Origin of the sequence: Cyanobacterium sp. IPPAS B-1200 (assembly GCF_001747005.2) — a bacterium.
Lineage (GTDB): Bacteria > Cyanobacteriota > Cyanobacteriia > Cyanobacteriales > Cyanobacteriaceae > Cyanobacterium.
Genome location: NZ_CP182899.1, coordinates 3,102,658 through 3,122,734, shown reverse-complemented (window position 1 = coordinate 3,122,734; position 20,077 = coordinate 3,102,658). Strand labels below are relative to the sequence as shown.

The following is a 20,077-nucleotide window of genomic DNA, read 5'->3' as shown; positions in this document are numbered from 1 at the left end:
CCGACTTTCCGCACTTCATTTTGTCACAAATAAAGCGACATAAAGAAGATGAGCTATTTGTAATGGTTTGAGTAAAAATTATCTTTAATGTCTTTTTCTCTGCTATTTTACTCTTGGACTATTTCTATATTTTCCCACCACAAACCTATGCCATCAATTTTTTTATTTTATGTTGTAATGGCTCTTATTTTTGTTGATGTTTTCCTAACTATCAAGGTTTTTTATTGATAATATTCACGACATTTTGCTGGTAAATATTCTAATATTTCTTCTCTATCTTTATTCATATTTACGATTCTTTCTTCTTCATTTATTTTTGCCAGATAGATTCCTTGAAAGCATTGGAATATCCATCTCATTGTTACTTTTTCTGTTCTTTTTCCTAATTGGTTTCTCAATCCTACTTTTCTTCTTTTTAATTCTTTTCTCATTTCTCTTTGAGCTAGGTTATATATCAATAAGCTCAAGGACATTAACCATAATATCCCTTCCAACCTCTCCACCTTTTTTACATAAAAACTCTCGGTAAAAAATAAGGGATTCTTTAAAAATCTAAATCCTCTTTCTACTTTTTGTTGTTGTTTATATTCCCATAGTATTTCCCATGGTTTTAATCTTTCTTCCTCCATTACATTGGTTGCTAAGATAAATCTTCCTGCTTGATTTTTCTTTTTTTCTATTTCTTCTTCCTTCTCTCTTACCACTACACTTACTTCATATTTTCCTTTCTCTTGCTTTCTAATGTCTTCTATCTCTAACTCATAATATTTAAACCTTTTATTCTTTTTCTTTATTTCTCGTTCACATTCTTTGTTATCGCACCACAATTTTCTAGATATTTTCTTTTTCTCTTTTTCTACTTCCTCTTTTTCTAGGGGAATTGCTTTTTTTATTTTTTTTAGATCGCTTTCTTTTCTTTTTTTATTTTCTACTACTAACCATCTCTGGTTTATTCCCCCATAGTTTTCCTTGATTACTTTCCATTCATAACCTCTTTCTTTCAATTCTTGTTCTTGCTCATTTTCTATCTCTGTCCATAATATTTCTTCGTTTTCTACTAATTCTCTCCCTTTTTTTACTGTTAATGGCACTCTTGTTATCCATTTCATTTCCCCTAGTAATTGGATATTCTCTTGACTATATAAGGCACTATCACATACTGTTATACTCTCTGTTTCTATACTTTTCTTATACTCTTTTACTATCTTGACAAATTCTTTTTTATCACTTTGATTTCCCTGTCCTGATTTCATCCATAATGGTATTTCTCCGTCCCCTGATACTATTAAATTTAATACACATTGTTTTAAATCTGGACGATTATCTCTTGAATACCCATGACATATTTTGATGGTTTTTCTATTTTCTTCTTCCTCATTTTCATATTTACCATCCACATGAAATGATGTGGAGTCTAAGTGGTGATAATTACTTTTTATTTGATATTTTTTTATTACTTCTATGACTATTTCTATGAACAAATTACTTAGTCCATATTCGTATAGTTCATCTAAACTTCTCCCTAATTTGTCATCATTTAAGTATTCTTTTTTTACTTCTTTTCCTAGTAATTTTTCTATTGCTTTGTCGTTAAAAAACTCTGAAAATAGGTACAATGGCTGAGACACAAAACCCAAGGCATTGAGAATCATTGCCTTGACTACTAATCCTTTACTAATTTTTTCTGTAGCATAGGATGGTAGTTTTTGGTTTACAATCTCTACAATGCCTACCTCGTCTACTATTCCAGCTATTATACCTAAATGATCAATATTTTCTATTTCAATGTTTATTGATTCATACATTTTCCTAGACTTATCATTACTCTATTAAAACTAATTTACTCTATTCCACTTCATCTTTTTTATCACTTTTTTTGTAGTATTCTTGCTTTTTCTTGAACTATGCGGAAGGTCGGTAAAACCGTTACTTTCCAAGAATTTGCGATCGCCTTTAAGTCACCACCATAAGTAAACTTCCAATTTAATCTTTCCTCTCGATAACAATTTAACTTCATAAAGCCTAAACAATGACGAAAACGCCCTTTAGGAATAGGTATATTAGTTTTAGCTTTAGTTTTCTCTAAAATTCGCTTAAATTCAGCTTCGGTTATCGGTTCGATGTCTAAATTGCTTAAAATACTAGGTAAATTATAGGTTTTAAAACGATCGCACTCATTAACTTCTGTCAAATCATATAAACCACATTGAAGCTCATTTGAACCTCTAAAACTACTAGCAGATTCAACAATGGGATTCCCTTTTTTACCTGATAATTGTTGCCATTCTTCTCCCCATTTTCTCATACAAAAAGCGGTTTTTTTGAGACTAAGATTAAATACTTTTTGACAATCTTGTTTAAATGCCTCTTTACTACCTGCAAATTGTTGTTCAATGGTTTTATGTCCTAATCCCGATTTACTACTAAGTAATACTGATAAAACTCCCGCCCAACGTTGATAATATCCTTCAAAGTTATTAATTATACGATAATTATTTCTAATTTGATCATGAAAAAAATGTCGATCATAAATACCATTTTGTTCTAAGTTTTTATTTTGATCATTGAATAGTCTTTCCACTAAAAAATTAGGAGTTAAAGCATAAGCAGTAAAATTGTCAAAATTAATTATTTCCCTTTCCTTTTCATAGCCATCATGTCGTGCTAACCTACCCAATCTTTGAATAAAACTTCCTGCATCTGCGGATTCAAAAATCAGAAAATTAATTTTAAAATCAACCCCAACATCAATCGTGCTAGTACCAACAACTAAATCAGCTTGTAAAGATTTTTCTTTGTCTATTTTACCTGTCAAACTTGTGTTTTCTTGAACTTTTAAAGGAGATAAAAATTCTTGTAATAAAGGTGTTAAACGTTTAACAGAAGCGATGGAATTAAGAATAATAGCACCTTTACATCCTTGATGTTTTTGAAAATGAGATAAAATGAGGTTTTTATTTTCTCTAATCCAATTTTCTGAGGCATTATAAGAAGATTCTAAAGGAATAAAAATGAAATCTATTGCACCAACCACTTTACGCCATTTTTTTGCTTCTAATTCTCGGCATTTTTCTAGGGTATCAGGAAATTGATATTTTTGTTCTTGATAAGGATCAATTACTTGGCAATTAAACCCTACTTTTTGCAATCTTTCAATTATTTGGGTTTCTGGAGTTGCTGAAAGGAAAAGATATTTTTTATCTCGATTAGTGTGACGCACTAATAACATTGTATTTATAATATTAGCGATGCTCAGAGCATTAAATATATGAAATTCATCAAACACAAAAAAATTAAATTTATTATCCAGAGGACTCCATAATTTATCAGGACGGTCTTTTGGCATTAGATAAGCCCCTTTTCTGAGATAATGCAGAATATCTGGATTCGTTTGGATAATTTCTGAATTTTCAATTTTAGTTGCGATCGCCTCTTCTTTTCTGATTTCTTCTGTTTCAGCATAAATTTCTAAATCTGCACCACTTAAACGAGTTATACGAGGCTCATTATTAGGTTTAAATAAGTCAATGTAGTGCTTAATTTGTGCTTGTTGATCTCTGGCTAATTCATTGGTAGGATATAAAGCCAAAATATAACGAAATTGCTCGTTTTGTTCTCCTAGTAAGGTATCTAAATAAGCAGCTAAACTTTTACCATCTCCCGTCATTGCTATATTAAAAATAACATCAATATTAGGATTATTAAGGGCTTTAAAAGTTTCTAACTGGTGCCAAGATAAAGACCAGTTTTCAGGTAAATTAATATCTTGGGGAATATCATCAGCAGGGCAAGAATAAACTGATTTTAGTTTGATTTGATACATAACTTTGATGGTTTAAATATCTTGTAAAATATCGTTAATTTGTTGTTTTAATTTTGGTAATTCATTTTTCACTATTTCCCAAACAACGCCTAAATCAACTCTAAAATATTCATGAACGATTAAATTTCTAAAATCTGCCATATCTTGCCAATCAAGTTGATAATATTTTGCTTTAAATTGTTCAGATGTTGCCCGACTGGCTTCTCCGATAATTTGTAAATTATGGATAATCCACGTCTGTATTAATTCATTTTCATAAAATTCTCTTTCTCCTCTAACAACATATTTTTCTATTTTTTCAATATATTCTTGAATATCCTTAATTCTTTCTGTGTCGTCTCTCATAAATTAATTGCCTCCTGTAAAACCCGCTCTTTAATACGTTGTTTCAAACCATTAACGGTGACAACATCAACTTTTTTACCTAAAAGGTTTTCCAATTCTCTAATTAACCTCACAGGAAACCAAGGAGTGATTTCATTGATGTCATAGTCAATCAAAAAGTCAATATCGCTTTTTTCGTCTGCTTCTCCCCTTGCAACCGAGCCAAATACACGCACATTATATGCTCCATGTTTTGAGGCTATGTTGATGATTTCTTCTCGTTTTTCTTTCAGCAATTCTAAGTTCATAGTTTTCTTAAATACTGTCCGTAAATCACTTATATTGTCATAATAATTCATTAAGATAGAAATTACCACAAATGTACATACATAGTGTCCGTATAAATATATGACTAGAAAAAATCAAGCCATAACTCTGTCTATCAATGAAAAAGAAAAAAAAGCCCTAGAAAGTTTGGCTTTGGAGTTTGGTAAGACTTGGGGGGATAAACCTAATGTATCGAAGTTGATAAAGGCGATCGCCCTTAACCAATTAAAAATAGCCGTCAATAATGATTGGAATAATCAGAGGATAGAAACCTTAGAAAAAGCAAGAAAACTGTTATTAGACTTCGGATTTATCCTAGAAGCCGAAGAAATAGCCAAAATATTAATAGAAAGAAGCGAATTTAAAAATATGTTTTCTAGCCGTGAGATAGAGCAATTTTTAGATAAACCCAAACCCCTATGGCGTAAAAATATAGAAAACTTTATAAAAAGACAGCAACCCTTTAAATTAACTTATCAAGACGCTTCCGAAAGACTGTGGAATTTTACTGTAATTCACGGACAATTAAGAATAATAGAAAAACATCAATATCTAGTGTGTACCTGTCAAGAAGCAGAAGGGAATCAAGACATCATAGAATTAAAGCATAACTGGACATTCAAACTTGATCGCATTCAGGAAGCCGTAGTAACTCCCGTAGAATTATCTTGGCAGCCTGACTTAGATATGATTGAAGTCCAATTTAAAGTTTACCGAGGATTAGCTTTTGCTTACAGTAAAGAAGAAATTAAACAAGACGATATTTTTAAAGGTGACATAGAAGATAGTCCTCCATCTCGATTAATTATTCGTAATGTGTGGAGTACTTTTTGGTTTTTTAGGGAAATAAGTAACTATTGGAATGATTGCGAAATTATCGCCCCTGAATCTGTGAGACAAAAATTTTGTCAAAAATTGTTCGCTATCAATGCTATGTATGCTGAAAATCCTTCACAGGATAGTTAAAATAATAATAGAAACTAAATCTATTATTCCCCTCAATATAATCCTTCTATGCAGATTTACCTTGATTCCTGTGCCACTACTGCCCCTCGTATGGAGGTAATTAATTTGATGCAGGAAATATTACAAAGGGGATGGGGTAATCCTTCTAGTTTACATCGCTGGGGAGAAAGGGCTACTTTGGCGCTGGAAAAAGCCAGATGGCAGGTTGCGTCTTTTGTTAATGCACCTTCTCCTGATTCTATCATTTTCACTTCAGGTGGTACGGAGGCGGATAATCTGGCCGTTTTTGGTATTACTTCTCAATATGCTACTCCCCAACATATCATTATATCTGCGGTGGAACACAGTGCGATCGCCCTTCCTGCCCAAATGTTAGAGGATAAAGGATGGCAAGTAACCCGCTTACCCGTCAACCGTAAAGGGAGAGTCAACCCCCAAGACTTAGCCCAAGCCATCCAAGATAATACTGTTTTAGTATCAATTATTTACGGACAAAGCGAAGTTGGCACCATTCAACCCATCAAAGAATTAGCCACCATTGCCAAAAATCACGGGGTTTTATTCCATACCGATGCGGTACAAGTGGCAGGGCGTTTAACCATTGATGTAGAGGATTTGGGAGTAGATTTATTATCTCTTTCCGCCCACAAATATTATGGTATTCAAGGGGCAGGGGCTTTATATATCCGTGCAGGGGTAAAATTAGAACCTTCTGGGGGTGGCGGAGGTCAGGAAAAAGGTATAAGATCTGGTACACAGGCATTAGGTGCGATCGCATCTATGGGTTTAGCCTCTCACCTCGCCCAACAAGAATTAGAATCCGAAAACCTCAGACTCAGAGAATTAAGAGATTATCTTTTTGAACTATTATCCCCATGCCCTTATTTAACCGTTACGGGGGATTTGTTGCACCGTTTACCCCATCACGCCAGTTTTCTTCTAAACCATGATTCAGAGCAACTCACGGGGCGTAAAATGGTCAGAGAATTGAATTTTGCAGGTATCGGCATCAGTGCAGGTTCAGCCTGTAACAGCGGTAAAAGTCAGCCATCAAATACCCTCGTTGCCATGGGTTACAGTAAGGATGAAGCGGTAAAGGGTATTAGAATTAGTTTAGATCGTCATACCACCAAGGAAGATATACAATGGACAGCCATGGTAATAGAACAAGTTATTCAGCGAATTATCTGATTATAGAGCCCTAAATATTATGTTGTAACCTTTAAAGAAAAGGCTGTTTACCATTCCCCGTTGCCCATTCCCTATTCCCCACCTTCCCCAAAATACTTTTTCATCAAACCCAATAACATTGCCATGGCATAACAACTATGGTTAAAATGGTAGGGTTGTGTAAACGTAAAAGTTTAAGTATAAATATTATTTAAAAGATATGGCAGTACCTAAGAAGAAAACATCTAAATCTAAAAGAGATCAACGTAAAGCCCATTGGAAAAGAAAAGCTAAATTCCAAGCAGAAAAAGCATTATCTTTAGGAAAATCTGTTTTAACTGGCAACTCCAACAGTTTTGTTTATCCCACCAAGGATGAAGACGAAACCGAAGAGTAAGAATATTTCATCGACAAAGAAAGGGGTAAAACTACCCCCTTTTTTTATGCCATACTGATTGCGGTGACAATAGCCCAAGCATCAATTAACAGCAAGAAGAAGGTAAAACCAAGGAGAAAAAAATACATCCAAGGTTGTGCAAGGGGATAAACATCGGTGGTGTCAATGCCTGTTTTTGCTTGAACTATCCGCACCATCTTTGCAAATCCAGCTACTCGCATGGGTAATAAATAAGCTCTGTCGCCTTTATCCGTAGTAAAGTAATATACCATGCCCCCTTGTCCTGTGGTACGCATTTTTAAGGCTTTTACTTCTTTCCATGGCAAACTCCAACCCCTACGCCAAATGAGTTTTGCCCAGTTAGGGTAAGTAACTTTAATGCCTTCTTCATCTAAAATTACTCTTTCTGTCATCACGGTATAAACCAAAAAAGCCCCGACAACTAAACCTACCCAAAATAACCATTGGGGAATGGGTAAGGTTGTAGTTTTGGCTAAAAATGGTAAGGGAGTGGTTAGGGCAAAATATAAACTTAGCAAAGTAATTCTAATTAGAGGAGAGATGGGAAAAATATTTTTAGTAGAATTATTTTCATTCATGGAATATTTTAAAAATGCAGATATTAGACTTAATTATACTGTCTATCTCATTCCCTATTCCCTAAACAATTTATCGGTTTAAATACGGTTGAATTACTTGATTTTTTTCGTTTTCAGAAATTAGCCAATAACTAAGACGATATTCCCATGGTTGACTGGGGCGCCCGGGTAGGAGGGTAGTATTAAAACCATTTTGCTCTAATCCTTTGGCAAAAGACATCAGAGTGATAATTTCTCCGTTGGTTAAATCGGTATCAACGTTTTTATCCATCACCTTTAAAATTTGAGGTAGTCGAATAATTACCATAGGGGATTGTAATTTATCTTTTATGGCTTGTAATATGATTTGTTGTCTTTTTACCCTGCCAATATCCCCCAAATTATCTCCCCTATATCTTACAAATTGCTCTGCTTGATCTCCATTTAATACCTGTTGTCCTTCCTTTAGATTAATATATAATCCCTGAGTGCGATCGGTATATTCCATATCCATGGGTACATAAACATCTACCCCTCCCACCGCATCAACCAACTCTTTAAACGATTCTGTCGTGATGCGCACGTATTTATCGATGGGAATGTTATTAAAATTATTTTGTAATACCCTCTTGGTTAAGTCAATTCCCCCGATGGCATTAGCTGCGTTAACTTTATCCCAATTACCGCTAGGGAATCTAACTCGGCTATCCCTAGGGATAGACAACATATTTAAACTGTTACTATTAGGATCTAAATGAACTAATAACATAGTATCGCTACGGGCGGAAAATCTTTGATCTGAATTTGCGTCAACTCCTGGCTGAATATCAACCCCCATCACTAAAATATTAACAGGACGTTCTAGTTTTCTTTGCCATAAAACACTCAAACCTCCTTGTCTAAGCCCTTCTAGTTTTTGCCCAATTGCTCCCATATCAAAAGGAAGTTGCCCATTTAAAGCCACGGACATTCCCACCATGGCTGAAGCCCCTGCGGTTAAAATCAGGACGCTACCCCAGACAATGCCTTTGATTACGGGAGATTTTTTTTTTCTTCTTGCCACCGATTGATACCTTTTAGATGCTAATCCTCTATAATTTTTCGTTGTCTAGTCTGCGAAGGGGATGGGAATACTATAATATGTTGAGTTTTTTACAAATAGACATATTTTTAGGTGTATGAACTAAGGATAATGTTAACATTTTCTCAAATAGTTAATAATCTTTTATCTTGTTGATTAAAAGTATATGCCGATCGCCTCTTATTTGGTAAATTTAATAGTATTCGTATTAGGTGCTTGTATTGGTAGTTTTCTAAACGTAGTTATCTATCGCCTCCCTGCCAAAATTTCCCTAATTCATCCCCCTTCTCGTTGCCCCCATTGTTTACATCCCCTCGGAGTAACGGAAAATGTACCTGTATTTGGTTGGTTATGGTTAGGGGGAAAATGTCGTTGGTGTAAAACTCCCATTTCTTTTCGCTATCCGTTGGTTGAGGCGATAACGGGGTTATTATTTGTATTTATCTTTTTACAATTCGGTATCTCTTGGTTGACGTTAGGTTATTTCATCTTTGTTAGTTGGCTAATTTCCCTTGCCCTCATCGATTTTGATACTTTAACTTTGCCCAATGTTTTAACCCAAACGGGGCTGGTGGTAGGTTTAATTTTTCAAACTGCCCTGGGATTCTTAAATAATGGCATTGCGGGGGCGAGTCAGTTTTTATTCACTGCCATTTTAAGTGCGGTAATTGGTATCTGGTTATTTGATGCCATTTTAATTGTGGGTACTTTTGCTTTTGGTAAACCTGCCATGGGAGGAGGAGATCCCAAATTAGTGGCTATGATTGGGGTATGGTTAGGGTGGCAAAATGTCCTTATAACAGGGTTTTTGGCTTGTTTAGTGGGTACTTTTTTCGGGATAAGTGCGATCGCCCTTGGAGGTTTAAAGAAGGGGCAACCTATGCCTTTTGGTCCTTTTTTGGTAGTAGGTGCAATAGTCGCCTTATTTTACGGTGATATATTACTATCTGCCTATCTTGACTATATGTTTTAATAATCTTCATTATCAATAATCCATTGTGGAAACAGCAAGAAAGTAACTGGATTCAACTACACTAAAGCCTGTAAAAGAGCTTGAAATTTAAGCTCAATTTCCGTTAACTCTTGCTCTGGTTTTGAACCTGCGACAATTCCAGCCCCAGCATATAATCTAGCACGATTACCCTGAATCAGCGCCGAGCGAATACCGACAATAAATTCACAATTACCGTTAGTATCTAACCAGCCGATGGGAGCAGCATACAAAGAGCGATCAAAATTTTCATAGTTTTCAATCTCTGCACAAGCTACATCGATGGGGACACCTGCCACAGCGGGGGTAGGGTGCAACTCGGCGATAATTTCCAGTGGATTACGCTCTTCTATTATTTCAGCATAAATGGGTGTCCAAAGATGTTGAATGTTGGATAGTTTTAATAGTTGTAGTGATGCTCTTTTGGGGCTTAAACCCATAATAGAGAGTTTCTCAAAAATATAGTCACTGACAAACTGATGTTCTCTTTTTTCTTTTTCACTATGGAGCAAATTTTCCCCCAATAAACTATCATCATAGTCGCTTTTGCCCCTTGGTGCTGAACCTGCGAGCGCATCGGTTACTAATTGTCTATCTTGTATGGATAGTAGTCTTTCTGGACTTGCCCCAAGGAAAAATTCTTCTTTTTCATTTCCAACACAGAAGATGTAACAATCGGGGTGATTGTCTCGAAGGTTGGTTAAGGATTTTATGATGTTAAAGTTGTCTTCTAGTTTTATTTCTAGCGCATGGGCAACGACAATTTTGGTTAGTTTTTCCGAGGCGATCGCCTTTAGGCTATGATTAACTTTATCAGTAAAATTATGATAGTCAGATTTTTCTAAGGTATAACTACAAGGAGTACATTGAGAATGATAAACTTGATGATAATAATGTAATATATTCTGACTAAAATCTTGTTTTAAATATTGTTTAATTAAGTTTAGCTCAGGGGCATTTTTTTGATAAAAAGTATTAACAATTACTAGATAACTATTAGCCTTTTTTACTAACTGTATATAAGGAATGAATATTTTGGCTTGAGGAAAAGCCTGATAACTATCTGAACTATGTTCAAGAAAATTGAAAGAAGAGAAAAAGTAAGGAATTTTTTGACTATCGAGGTTATCTTCAAAGGTAATTTTACCCTTACAATCTTCTATAAAAGTTTGGCATTGCTCAAAGCGATTATAACCCCCATTCACCTCCCCAATTTCATTTTTTACCTCTAAACTTTTTATCGCCCCAATAGCAACAACAGCCTCTTGTTTTCTTTGATTTTCACAGTAAAAAGATACTTGATTTTCTGGTTTTAACATGGCAAGAAAAACCAATAAATCCATAGGACTTATTTCCTGAGAAATAGAGACAATTTGCGCGTCATTATCTGTGACAGGGTGGGATAAAAAAATTAATTCTTTGAGTTTTTGAGAGTAATCGGTTAAAAAATGGTTATCGGGAATGACCGGCATAACACTTAAAATTATAAATATTTATATTAAATTGTTAACCTCAGAGGATAACTGATGGTATCTATGGAAATGTTAATTAAAATCTGGTTTTAATCATATGCCCCACCTTGGCGGAGATTAATAACTGTAACAAAACCAATCTTTAATCATTGTCTATTTTATCGAATATAAGTAACCATGACGATTACTAATCCTATCACCCAGCCTGAGCAACATAAAAAAAGGAAGCTATGGTTAGCAGCGATTAAGCCTCCTATGTACACTGTCGCCGTCATTCCTATCAGTTTTGGTACTGCTTTGGCTTACTTTGCCACGGGTACTTTCAATGCTCCTATTTATATTACTTTTTTGTTAAGTGCGATCGCCATTATTGCTTGGTTAAATCTCACTAACGATGTTTTTGATGCCGACACAGGTATTGACGTTAATAAACATCACTCGGTAGTCAATCTCACGGGGAATAAAACCCTTGTCTTTTGGATTGCTAATATTATCTTACTCCTTGGTTTAGGAGGTATTTTTCTTATCAACTGGTGGCAACAAGATTGGACGGTATTATGGCTTATCCTTGTTAGTTGTTTTTTGGGTTACACCTATCAAGGGCCTCCCTTCCGTCTTGGTTATCAAGGGTTAGGGGAAATTATCTGTTTTTTTACTTTTGGTCCAATGGCGATCGCATCTGCTTATTATAGTCAGAATCAGTCATTTTCTTTTAATTCTTTAGTTATTTCCAGTATTATTGGCATTTCTACCTCTATTATTCTTTTTTGCTCCCATTTTCATCAAGTAGAAGATGATTTAAAAGCAGGTAAAAAATCCCCCATCGTGCGCATCGGCACAAAAACAGGGGCAAATGTGCTGATAATTTCCGTTGCCCTCGTTTATCTTCTAAGTACAATTTTCGTATTTACAGGGCAATTACCCCAACAATGTTTATTAATTTGGTTTAGTTTTCCCGTTGCCTATCAATTAATTAACCATGTCAATCAATATCACGCCCAACCAGAAAAAATAAAAAATAGCAAATTTATTGCTGTTAATTTCCATTTTCTTAGTGGTTTATTATTGTGTTTAGGACTGTGTTTCTCTTAAATAACAGGGGTGATAGTATATAATCGAAAAAGAAATAATTTCTATTTATTAAACTTTTTACTACCATAAGCACTAGGTATTGACATCATAAATATCATTACCTAATCCCCGTTTTTAATCTTGAATACTATCTGTTTTATTAAGCCCTAAATAAACTAAAAAAATGGCATCATTCAAAGACTTAATAGGGTATTACGACAAATATAAATTAACAGTATTTTTTAGTATTGGTGCATCAGGACTATTTGAAATAATAGATCTTGTAGTACCCTACTTAATAGGTCAAATATTAAACGTTATATCAGGGAATGAAGTAGATGTTTTTTTACAAAATATTATTACCTCTATTGCCACATTCTTAAATTTATCAAACCAACCTCAAACCATTAACCTAATAGTATTATGTGGATTTATTTTCCTAATAGCTGTCGCTAGGGCGCCCATACAGCCTTGGATAGGCTCTTGGTATCATTGGGAAATTACCCTAAAATCAAGAAGAGACTATTCCCAAAAAGTCATCGAAAAAATTCTCACCCTACCCCTCGGATTTTATGATGAAAATAACCCAGGGAGAATAGCGGGAAGAATAGCGAGGGGAATTTCTAATCATACTTGGACATATCCAGAAATTGCGGGGCAATTTATTCCGAAACTAATTAGGGTATTTGGTATTTTTATTATTATTTTACTGATAGAAAAATGGTTGGCAGTGGGTTTTATTGTCTCTTTTTCTTTGATTTTAGTTCTCACTTTTTTCCATCTCAAAAAGTTGATTATCCAAGAGCAAAAATTAGATGCTCACCAAGAAAATACCGAAAGTAGAACATCAGAAATAATCACGAATATTAAAACCGTTAAGGCTTTTGCCACCGAATCAAGGGAATTGGCTAGACAAAATAAACGCTTTAACCGTGAATATAAAGTAGTTATCAACCGCATTCATTTGGGTTATGTAAAGTTAGCCACATGGAATCGCACAGTGGTGCAACTATCTTTGTTTCTCGTCTTTTTGGGGGTGCTAATTCCTACCTTTAGGGGGGAAATGTCTTTAGGACATTTTATCACTACCTACACCCTTGCTAGTATGGCCTATGCGGAATTAGAGCCTTTGAGCAATTTGGCGGAGGTGTTTGCCCGTCGTTATGCGTCCATGATTCGTTTCCATGAGTTTATGAATCTACCTGCGGGGCAGGATGCTTCTAGTTTGATTCCTGAATATTTACCTAAAAATCCCTATGAGTTTACGGGAAAATTGGAGTTTCAAAATATCTCCTTTGGCTATCATCCTGATAGTTTGGTGTTAGACAATATCAATTTTAAGGTTGAACCTTATCAAACTGTGGCACTGGTGGGACGTTCGGGGTCTGGCAAATCTACGCTAGTTAAGCTCTTATTTCGCTATTTTGACCCCTTGGAAGGAAAAATTGTTTTGGATGGTCAAAATATTAAAACCTTTGATATTAGCCGTTATCGTCGTCGTATGGCTATTGTCCATCAGGAGGTGGATATGTTTAACGGTAGTATTGTGGATAATCTGACCTATGGTAATCCTAATGTTAGTTTAGCAGAGTTGAAACAAGCCTGTGCGATCGCCCGTGTGGATGATTTTATCCAAAAACTACCCGATAAATATAACACCATCGTCGGAGAAAGGGGGGTAAGATTATCAGGAGGACAAAGACAAAGATTAGGCATTGCAAGGGCATTGATTGTCAACCCAGATATATTAATATTTGATGAAGCCACATCCAGCCTTGATTATGAATCAGAAAGGGAAATTCAATTGGCGATGAAATCTATTTTTGGCACCCGTACTACCATAATTATCGCCCATCGTCTCAGTACCGTAAGGGAAGCCGATAAAATTATTGTGGTGGATAATGGCAAAATTGCAGAAGTAGGTAATCATGAGGAGTTACTTCGTCAGGGAGGTATTTATCAAAGGTTACATTCTCTCCAAGAAAGCGGAGATTTGTATTAATTTCCTGATTACAGGGTTCTAGGTAGCCTGTGTTACAGTATCTTGATAATTGGTTAGGTTATCCTTAACATATTAAAATTTCAAGACATTGGGAAAAGCGGAAGTGATTTACATATCCATAGTTGAAGGGAATCCCCATTTGCGATCGCTCCTAGGATGGCACTTACAACAAGCGGGTTACATCACCCATCAATATAGCACTATTCAACAGGCAAGAAGTAACCTCACCCAAAATCCGCCTACCCTAATGATTATTGATTCAGACTTACCAGACGGTGACGGGGTAGAATTTTGCCGTTGGTTATCCCAATCAAGACAAACCCTAATTTTAGTCTTATCTGCAAAAATAGGAGAGAAAGATGTGGTCAATGGTTTAAAAGCAGGGGCAGACGACTACATCAAAAAACCCTTTGGAATGCAAGAATTTTTAGCCAGAGTTGAATCCCTACTCCGTCGCTTTCGAGTTAATAACGCTCCCCTAATTCTCGATTTTGGAGATCTAAAAATAGACTTAGTCCAAAGAAGAGTAGAATTTAGAGGGGAATTTATCGACCTAACCCCCCAAGAATTTAGTTTACTTTATGTCTTAACCCAAGCCCAAGGAACAGCCCTTAGTAGAACAGAATTACTACGTAGAGCTTGGCCCGAGGCGATCGAAAATCAGCGCACCATCGACACCCATGTATTATCTTTGCGGAAAAAAATAGAAATTGATCCTAGGCAGCCTAATTTAATTCAAACGGTACGTAATGTGGGTTATCGATTTAACCTTGAATTATTACAACAAAATAACCCTTTATCCCCAGAAGCCTATCAACACCCAAAACATTATCATAGCCATAACAATCACAACAATGGTCATCTTTCCCCTTCAACCTTAAACCAAGAAAGAATAATGGCAAGGTAAAGGAGTTGATAACTAGGACTTGATGAAAAAAAATAGTCACAAAAAAAAGGGTTAACAATATTGTTAACCCTCAGACAATTAATGGACAGTAAAAATTAACGCTTAACTAACTTTTTAGTGTTAACTTTGCGTAAGCGAATAGATTCGGGAGTTACTTCTAATAATTCATCGGGGCCGATATATTCTAAAGCGCGTTCTAAATTCATTTCCACAGGAGCCTGTAGTTGTACTAATTCATCTCCTGTTGCTGAACGGTGGTTAGTCAACTGCTTAGTTTTACAAACGTTAATTTCCACATCTTGCGCACGGTTACATTCACCGATAATCATGCCTTTGTAAACCTTGGTACCAGGATGGATAAAGAATACTCCTCTATCTTCAGCATTTTTCATGGCGTAGAAAGTAGAAACACCCTCTTCAAAGGAGATAAGTACACCGTTGTAACGGGTTTCTAAATCTCCCACCAAAGGACGATATTCATGGAAACTATGGTTCATGATACCAGCGCCTTTTGTCATACGAATAAAGTCACCACGGAAACCAATTAAACCACGGGCAGGGACGACAAATTCTAACTGAGTACGTCCATTATCCCCTGATTGCATATCCTGCATTTCCGCTTTACGTTGTCCTAAGCGTTCGATACAAGAGCCTTGAGCTTCTTCGGGTACGTCTAAAACAAGGTATTCAAAAGGTTCGTAGGGCTGTCCGTTTACCTCACGGTAAATTACTTGAGGCTGAGATACTTGGAACTCGAAACCTTCACGACGCATATTCTCGATGAGGATTCCTAAGTGTAATTCTCCTCTTCCTGAAACAATAAATTGATCAGCGGATTCTCCATCTTCTACTCTTAAAGCTACATTGGTTTGTAACTCTTTGTCGAGGCGATCGCGAATTTGACGAGAAGTAACAAATTTACCTTCTAATCCAGCGAAAGGAGAGTTATTAACCGAGAAAGTCATTCTCAAAGTAGGTTCATCAACCCGAATCAAAGGTAATGCTTGAGGTTCATTTGGACAGGTAATAGTTTCACCAATATTGGCATCGGTAAATCCTGCCACAGCAACGATATAACCAGCACTTGCTTCTTCTAATTCAACCCTTTGTAAACCTTCAAAACCCAACAGTTTGCTAATTCTGGCCTTAACCATGGTACCGTCTTCTTTCATTAGAGCAGCCTGTTGTCCTGCTTCAATTTTACCGTTATGAATTTTACCAATAACGATTCTGCCTAAATAGTCAGAATAATCGAGGGTAGTTACTTGTAATTGTAAAGGTTTTTCAGGATCTCCAGCTGGGGGTGGAACATGGTGTAAGATAGCCTCAAACAAAGGCTGCATATCAACATTGTCATCGTCGATTTTATTTTTAGCAAATCCAGTCAAACCAGAAGCATAAAGGGTGGTGAAATCGCATTGATCATCATCGGCACCTAATTCTACGAACAAATCAAATACTTTATCCACAGCCCTGTCAGGGTGGACGTTGGGGCGATCAATTTTATTAACAACTACAATGGGGCGTAAACCTTTTTCCAGAGCTTTTTTAAGTACAAAACGAGTTTGAGGCATGGGGCCTTCGTTGGCATCAACGATTAACACACAACCGTCAACCATCCCTAAAACCCGTTCAACTTCACCGCCAAAGTCGGCGTGTCCGGGGGTATCTACAATATTAATTAATGTATCTTTATAACGTACAGCGGTATTTTTAGAAAGGATAGTAATTCCTCTTTCTTTTTCTATATCATTAGAATCCATGACACAGGTAGGAACTTCTTCTCCTTCTCTGAAGATTCCAGACTGTTGTAATAAAGCATCTACTAAGGTGGTTTTGCCGTGGTCAACGTGGGCAATAATCGCAAGATTGCGAATGGGGAGAGACATATATACTCTTTAACTTATTGTAATGATTATTTATAGTTGCCTTAATTCTAACTGATCATTGTTATTTTTTGTTAATTTTATGGCTTAACTCGCTTTTTCTGTTGTACTCAGGCAAAAAATGAGAAAATTATTCCCCATTAATAACTGATGTTACGCAAAAAAAGATAATTAGTTCTTGGTTTGAGGTGTTAGGTATCAGGTATCGGGTATCAGGTTCAAAAATTTAGAACAACTCTACATTAACTAATGGTCTTATTTTCACTTCCTCAATAACCTCATAAAAACTTTTCATATTTTTAACCTGCCACCTGCTCAAGAAAATATGAGTATGTAACATCATTTAATAACCTTAGTGATTTTGCTTTTCCAGCGCACCTTAATTGATTATTTGCTCGAAATACTTGACATATAAACTCCCAGTAAACAAGTCAATGTACGGAAAACTACACTACCTCAATCGTTGAACTTAGCTCATCATAGAAGATGAAAATAATCAAATGTAAGTGAATATCACAAAATTTTGATTATTACAATATTTTAAATTCGTAAATATATTAAATCAGTAATCATTTATGGGAAAAGTAGTAGGTATAGATTTAGGAACCACAAACTCTTGTGTGGCAGTAATGGAGGGTGGTAAGCCCGTTGTTATTGCTAATGCCGAGGGTTTTAGAACCACTCCTTCCGTGGTTGCTTATGCGAAAAATGGCGATCGCCTCGTAGGACAAATTGCCAAACGTCAAGGGGTCATGAACCCCGAAAACACCTTTTATTCTGTAAAACGTTTCATTGGTAGAAGACACGACGAAGTAACCAACGAAACCACCGAAGTATCCTATCAAGTATTAAACGTCAACGGTAACGTAAAATTAGACTGTCCTTCTCAGGGTAAACAATTCGCCCCCGAAGAAATCTCCGCCCAAGTATTACGTAAATTAGTAGAAGACGCTAGTAAATACCTCGGAGAAACCGTTACCGAAGCCGTAATCACCGTTCCCGCATACTTCAACGACTCCCAACGTCAAGCCACCAAAGACGCTGGTAAAATTGCAGGTATCGAAGTAAAACGTATCATCAACGAACCCACCGCCGCTTCCTTGGCCTACGGTTTAGATAAAAAAAGTAACGAAACCATCCTCGTATTTGACTTGGGTGGTGGTACCTTCGACGTATCAGTACTCGAAGTAGGGGATGGTGTATTTGAAGTATTAGCCACCTCTGGAGATACCCACCTAGGGGGAGACGACTTCGACAAAAAAATTGTTGACTTCCTCGCCGCCGACTTCAAAGGCAAAGAAGGTATTGATTTACGTAAAGACAAACAAGCCTTACAACGTTTAACCGAAGCGGCTGAAAAAGCTAAAATTGAACTTTCTAACGTATCTCAAGCAGATATTAACTTACCCTTCATCACCGCCACCCAAGACGGCCCCAAACACTTAGAATTATCTTTAACCAGAGCTAAATTCGAGGAAATTTGTGCCGACTTAATTGATCGTTGTGCTATCCCCGTTCAAAATGCTCTCAAAGACGCTAAATTAAGCCCTAGCGACATTGACGAAGTCGTATTGGTAGGGGGTTCAACCCGTATTCCTGCGGTTAAAGAAGTAGTTAAAAAAGTCTTAGGAAAAGATCCTAACCAAACCGTTAACCCTGATGAAGTAGTAGCCGTCGGTGCTGCTATCCAAGGGGGTGTATTATCTGGGGAAGTTAAAGACATCCTCTTATTAGACGTTACCCCCCTATCCTTGGGTGTTGAAACCCTAGGCGGTGTAATGACCAAAATTATTCCCAGAAACACCACTATCCCCACCAAGAAATCTGAAACCTTCTCCACTGCGGTAGATAGTCAGAGTAATGTAGAAATTCACGTTTTACAAGGGGAAAGAGAATTTTCTAAAGATAACAAGAGTTTGGGAACTTTCCGTTTAGACGGTATTCCTCCTGCACCCCGTGGTGTACCTCAAATTGAAGTAACCTTCGACATTGACGCCAACGGTATCCTCCATGTAATGGCTAAGGATAGAGGCACTGGTAAAGAGCAGTCTATCAGCATCACTGGGGCTTCTACCTTACCTGATGAGGATGTTGATCGTATGGTCAAAGAAGCCGAGGCTAATGCCGCAGCCGATAAGGAAAAACGGGAAGCCATTGAGCGTAAAAACCAAGCCGACTCCCTCGTGTATCAAGCAGAGAAGCAGATAACTGAGCTAGGAGACAAGGTTTCTGCGGATGATAAAGCCAAGGCAGAAGGTTTAATCGCAGATCTAAAAGATGCGGTAGCCAAGGAAGATGATGAGAAGATTAAAACTGTAATGCCTGAATTACAACAAGTTCTCTATACCATTGGTACTAATGTTTATCAACAGTCTGCTGATGGTGCAGCCCCTGGAGGCGCTCCTGGTGCGGATGCTTCTTCTGCCCCTAGTGATGATGGTGACGATGTCATCGATGCGGAATTCTCTGAAGAAGATAAATAGATTTTTGATTAAATCCATTTAATTTTTGAATTAGGAGGCGTTGTTTTCAACGTCTCTTTTTTATGGGAAAAATCATAGGCATAATTTAACGATCGCACTTTATCCTTGAGTGGCAATGGAAAAATAATATTATGATTGAAATGTAGCACTTCAATAATCGGGAAAAACCTCGAATATATTTTATATGACTGATTCAGACAAAAAAGAAACAAAAATCACCACCAATCAAGAACAAAGTGAATCCATTGATAAACCCATCACCCCCCCTCGTTGTTTTGTTGGGGGAGCAATATCAGGAGCATTGGCGATCGCCGCTTATTTATTAACCAAGTCCATCGTACAAACCTACGCAGGAATTCCCATCAGTTTCGACAACCCTATGGCCGCCCGTATTGCTTCCACCGTCAGAACCCTAATTATGGGCATTACCACCATGGCAACCTTTGTATTTGTCATGGTAACCGTAGGTTTATTCGCCCTAGGAATTCAATTAATTTTCAAAAAACAAGGTTCTAGCCCCAACCCTTAATCATTATTCTGAGAAAACTTAACTATTTATGTAAATTTATGTAAAGTTTGTTAGGATCATAGATAGAGTA

General features: G+C 36.5%; 17 protein-coding genes. 9 read left to right on the top strand and 8 right to left on the bottom strand.

Annotation, left to right across the window (positions count from 1 at the left end):
• Nucleotides 1–221: 221 nt before the first annotated feature.
• The 4 genes from A5482_RS14485 to A5482_RS14470 all read right to left on the bottom strand — a co-directional run bounded on the left by A5482_RS14485 (nucleotide 222) and on the right by A5482_RS14470 (nucleotide 4,455).
• The gene (locus A5482_RS14485; RefSeq protein ID WP_446684784.1) at nucleotides 222–1,805 is read right to left on the bottom strand and encodes an IS1634 family transposase; all 1,584 of its coding nucleotides are present in this window, start codon (nucleotides 1,803–1,805) and stop codon (nucleotides 222–224) included.
• A 62-nt stretch (nucleotides 1,806–1,867) separates the two neighbouring features.
• On the bottom strand, nucleotides 1,868–3,823 hold the full coding sequence (gene cas3, locus A5482_RS14480; RefSeq protein WP_069790321.1) for a type I-D CRISPR-associated helicase Cas3': 1,956 nt from the start codon (nucleotides 3,821–3,823) through the stop codon (nucleotides 1,868–1,870).
• Nucleotides 3,824–3,835: 12 nt separating this feature from the next.
• Nucleotides 3,836–4,168: a HepT-like ribonuclease domain-containing protein gene (locus A5482_RS14475; RefSeq protein WP_069790320.1), complete on the bottom strand. Its 333-nt coding sequence runs from the start codon at nucleotides 4,166–4,168 to the stop codon at nucleotides 3,836–3,838.
• Nucleotides 4,165–4,455, bottom strand: a complete 291-nt coding sequence (locus A5482_RS14470) for a nucleotidyltransferase family protein (protein ID WP_069790319.1) — start codon at nucleotides 4,453–4,455, stop codon at nucleotides 4,165–4,167. Before A5482_RS14470 ends, A5482_RS14475 begins: the two co-directional genes overlap by 4 nt.
• A gap of 100 nt (nucleotides 4,456–4,555) precedes the next feature.
• On the opposite strand from A5482_RS14470, the gene A5482_RS14465 reads away from it, so the two are divergent.
• From A5482_RS14465 to rpmF, 3 genes are all read left to right on the top strand, one after another.
• The gene (locus A5482_RS14465; RefSeq protein ID WP_069790318.1) at nucleotides 4,556–5,440 is read left to right on the top strand and encodes a WYL domain-containing protein; all 885 of its coding nucleotides are present in this window, start codon (nucleotides 4,556–4,558) and stop codon (nucleotides 5,438–5,440) included.
• Between the two features lie 48 nt (nucleotides 5,441–5,488).
• A complete protein-coding gene (locus A5482_RS14460) occupies nucleotides 5,489–6,631 on the top strand; it encodes a cysteine desulfurase family protein (RefSeq protein WP_069790317.1) in 1,143 nt (380 codons plus the stop codon).
• A gap of 199 nt (nucleotides 6,632–6,830) precedes the next feature.
• The gene (gene rpmF, locus A5482_RS14455) at nucleotides 6,831–7,007 is read left to right on the top strand and encodes a 50S ribosomal protein L32 (protein WP_069790316.1); all 177 of its coding nucleotides are present in this window, start codon (nucleotides 6,831–6,833) and stop codon (nucleotides 7,005–7,007) included.
• A 44-nt stretch (nucleotides 7,008–7,051) separates the two neighbouring features.
• On the opposite strand, the gene A5482_RS14450 is transcribed toward rpmF, so the two are convergent.
• Together A5482_RS14450 and A5482_RS14445 are read right to left on the bottom strand one after the other, a co-directional pair.
• The gene (locus A5482_RS14450; RefSeq protein WP_069790315.1) at nucleotides 7,052–7,606 is read right to left on the bottom strand and encodes a hypothetical protein; all 555 of its coding nucleotides are present in this window, start codon (nucleotides 7,604–7,606) and stop codon (nucleotides 7,052–7,054) included.
• A gap of 70 nt (nucleotides 7,607–7,676) precedes the next feature.
• On the bottom strand, nucleotides 7,677–8,648 hold the full coding sequence (locus tag A5482_RS14445; protein ID WP_069790314.1) for an LCP family protein: 972 nt from the start codon (nucleotides 8,646–8,648) through the stop codon (nucleotides 7,677–7,679).
• Nucleotides 8,649–8,832: 184 nt separating this feature from the next.
• On the opposite strand from A5482_RS14445, the gene A5482_RS14440 reads away from it, so the two are divergent.
• A complete protein-coding gene (locus tag A5482_RS14440; RefSeq protein ID WP_069790313.1) occupies nucleotides 8,833–9,639 on the top strand; it encodes a prepilin peptidase in 807 nt (268 codons plus the stop codon).
• A 56-nt stretch (nucleotides 9,640–9,695) separates the two neighbouring features.
• Here the strand turns inward: A5482_RS14440 and A5482_RS14435 are convergent, their stop codons facing one another.
• Nucleotides 9,696–11,129, bottom strand: a complete 1,434-nt coding sequence (locus A5482_RS14435) for an isochorismate synthase (protein ID WP_083260398.1) — start codon at nucleotides 11,127–11,129, stop codon at nucleotides 9,696–9,698.
• 177 nt (nucleotides 11,130–11,306) lie between these two features.
• Here A5482_RS14435 and menA point away from each other — a divergent pair, with 177 nt between their 5' ends.
• The 3 genes from menA (at nucleotide 11,307) to A5482_RS14420 (ending at nucleotide 15,109) form a co-directional block, all read left to right on the top strand.
• Nucleotides 11,307–12,221: a 2-carboxy-1,4-naphthoquinone phytyltransferase gene (gene menA / locus A5482_RS14430; RefSeq protein ID WP_069790311.1), complete on the top strand. Its 915-nt coding sequence runs from the start codon at nucleotides 11,307–11,309 to the stop codon at nucleotides 12,219–12,221.
• A gap of 163 nt (nucleotides 12,222–12,384) precedes the next feature.
• Nucleotides 12,385–14,202 carry an ABC transporter ATP-binding protein gene (locus A5482_RS14425; protein ID WP_069790310.1) on the top strand — a complete coding sequence of 606 codons (1,818 nt, stop codon included), beginning with the start codon at nucleotides 12,385–12,387 and terminating at the stop codon, nucleotides 14,200–14,202.
• A 103-nt stretch (nucleotides 14,203–14,305) separates the two neighbouring features.
• A complete protein-coding gene (locus A5482_RS14420; protein WP_069790323.1) occupies nucleotides 14,306–15,109 on the top strand; it encodes a response regulator transcription factor in 804 nt (267 codons plus the stop codon).
• Between the two features lie 95 nt (nucleotides 15,110–15,204).
• On the opposite strand, the gene typA is transcribed toward A5482_RS14420, so the two are convergent.
• The gene (gene typA / locus A5482_RS14415; protein ID WP_069790309.1) at nucleotides 15,205–16,998 is read right to left on the bottom strand and encodes a translational GTPase TypA; all 1,794 of its coding nucleotides are present in this window, start codon (nucleotides 16,996–16,998) and stop codon (nucleotides 15,205–15,207) included.
• Nucleotides 16,999–17,570: 572 nt separating this feature from the next.
• On the opposite strand from typA, the gene dnaK reads away from it, so the two are divergent.
• Together dnaK and A5482_RS14405 are read left to right on the top strand one after the other, a co-directional pair.
• Nucleotides 17,571–19,478, top strand: coding sequence for a molecular chaperone DnaK (gene dnaK / locus A5482_RS14410; RefSeq protein WP_069790308.1), 1,908 nt, complete (start codon nucleotides 17,571–17,573; stop codon nucleotides 19,476–19,478).
• A gap of 184 nt (nucleotides 19,479–19,662) precedes the next feature.
• On the top strand, nucleotides 19,663–20,007 hold the full coding sequence (locus tag A5482_RS14405; RefSeq protein WP_069790307.1) for a DUF3082 domain-containing protein: 345 nt from the start codon (nucleotides 19,663–19,665) through the stop codon (nucleotides 20,005–20,007).
• The last annotated feature ends 70 nt before the right edge of the window (nucleotides 20,008–20,077 follow it).

Coding starts and splice junctions, on each gene's coding strand:
- A5482_RS14485 (WP_446684784.1), bottom strand. CDS start 1,805: ATGTATGAATCAATAAACATTGAAATAGAAAATATTGATCATTTAGGT.
- cas3 (WP_069790321.1), bottom strand. CDS start 3,823: ATGTATCAAATCAAACTAAAATCAGTTTATTCTTGCCCTGCTGATGAT.
- A5482_RS14475 (WP_069790320.1), bottom strand. CDS start 4,168: ATGAGAGACGACACAGAAAGAATTAAGGATATTCAAGAATATATTGAA.
- A5482_RS14470 (WP_069790319.1), bottom strand. CDS start 4,455: ATGAACTTAGAATTGCTGAAAGAAAAACGAGAAGAAATCATCAACATA.
- A5482_RS14465 (WP_069790318.1), top strand. CDS start 4,556: ATGACTAGAAAAAATCAAGCCATAACTCTGTCTATCAATGAAAAAGAA.
- A5482_RS14460 (WP_069790317.1), top strand. CDS start 5,489: ATGCAGATTTACCTTGATTCCTGTGCCACTACTGCCCCTCGTATGGAG.
- rpmF (WP_069790316.1), top strand. CDS start 6,831: ATGGCAGTACCTAAGAAGAAAACATCTAAATCTAAAAGAGATCAACGT.
- A5482_RS14450 (WP_069790315.1), bottom strand. CDS start 7,606: ATGAATGAAAATAATTCTACTAAAAATATTTTTCCCATCTCTCCTCTA.
- A5482_RS14440 (WP_069790313.1), top strand. CDS start 8,833: ATGCCGATCGCCTCTTATTTGGTAAATTTAATAGTATTCGTATTAGGT.
- A5482_RS14435 (WP_083260398.1), bottom strand. CDS start 11,129: ATGCCGGTCATTCCCGATAACCATTTTTTAACCGATTACTCTCAAAAA.
- menA (WP_069790311.1), top strand. CDS start 11,307: ATGACGATTACTAATCCTATCACCCAGCCTGAGCAACATAAAAAAAGG.
- A5482_RS14425 (WP_069790310.1), top strand. CDS start 12,385: ATGGCATCATTCAAAGACTTAATAGGGTATTACGACAAATATAAATTA.
- typA (WP_069790309.1), bottom strand. CDS start 16,998: ATGTCTCTCCCCATTCGCAATCTTGCGATTATTGCCCACGTTGACCAC.
- dnaK (WP_069790308.1), top strand. CDS start 17,571: ATGGGAAAAGTAGTAGGTATAGATTTAGGAACCACAAACTCTTGTGTG.
- A5482_RS14405 (WP_069790307.1), top strand. CDS start 19,663: ATGACTGATTCAGACAAAAAAGAAACAAAAATCACCACCAATCAAGAA.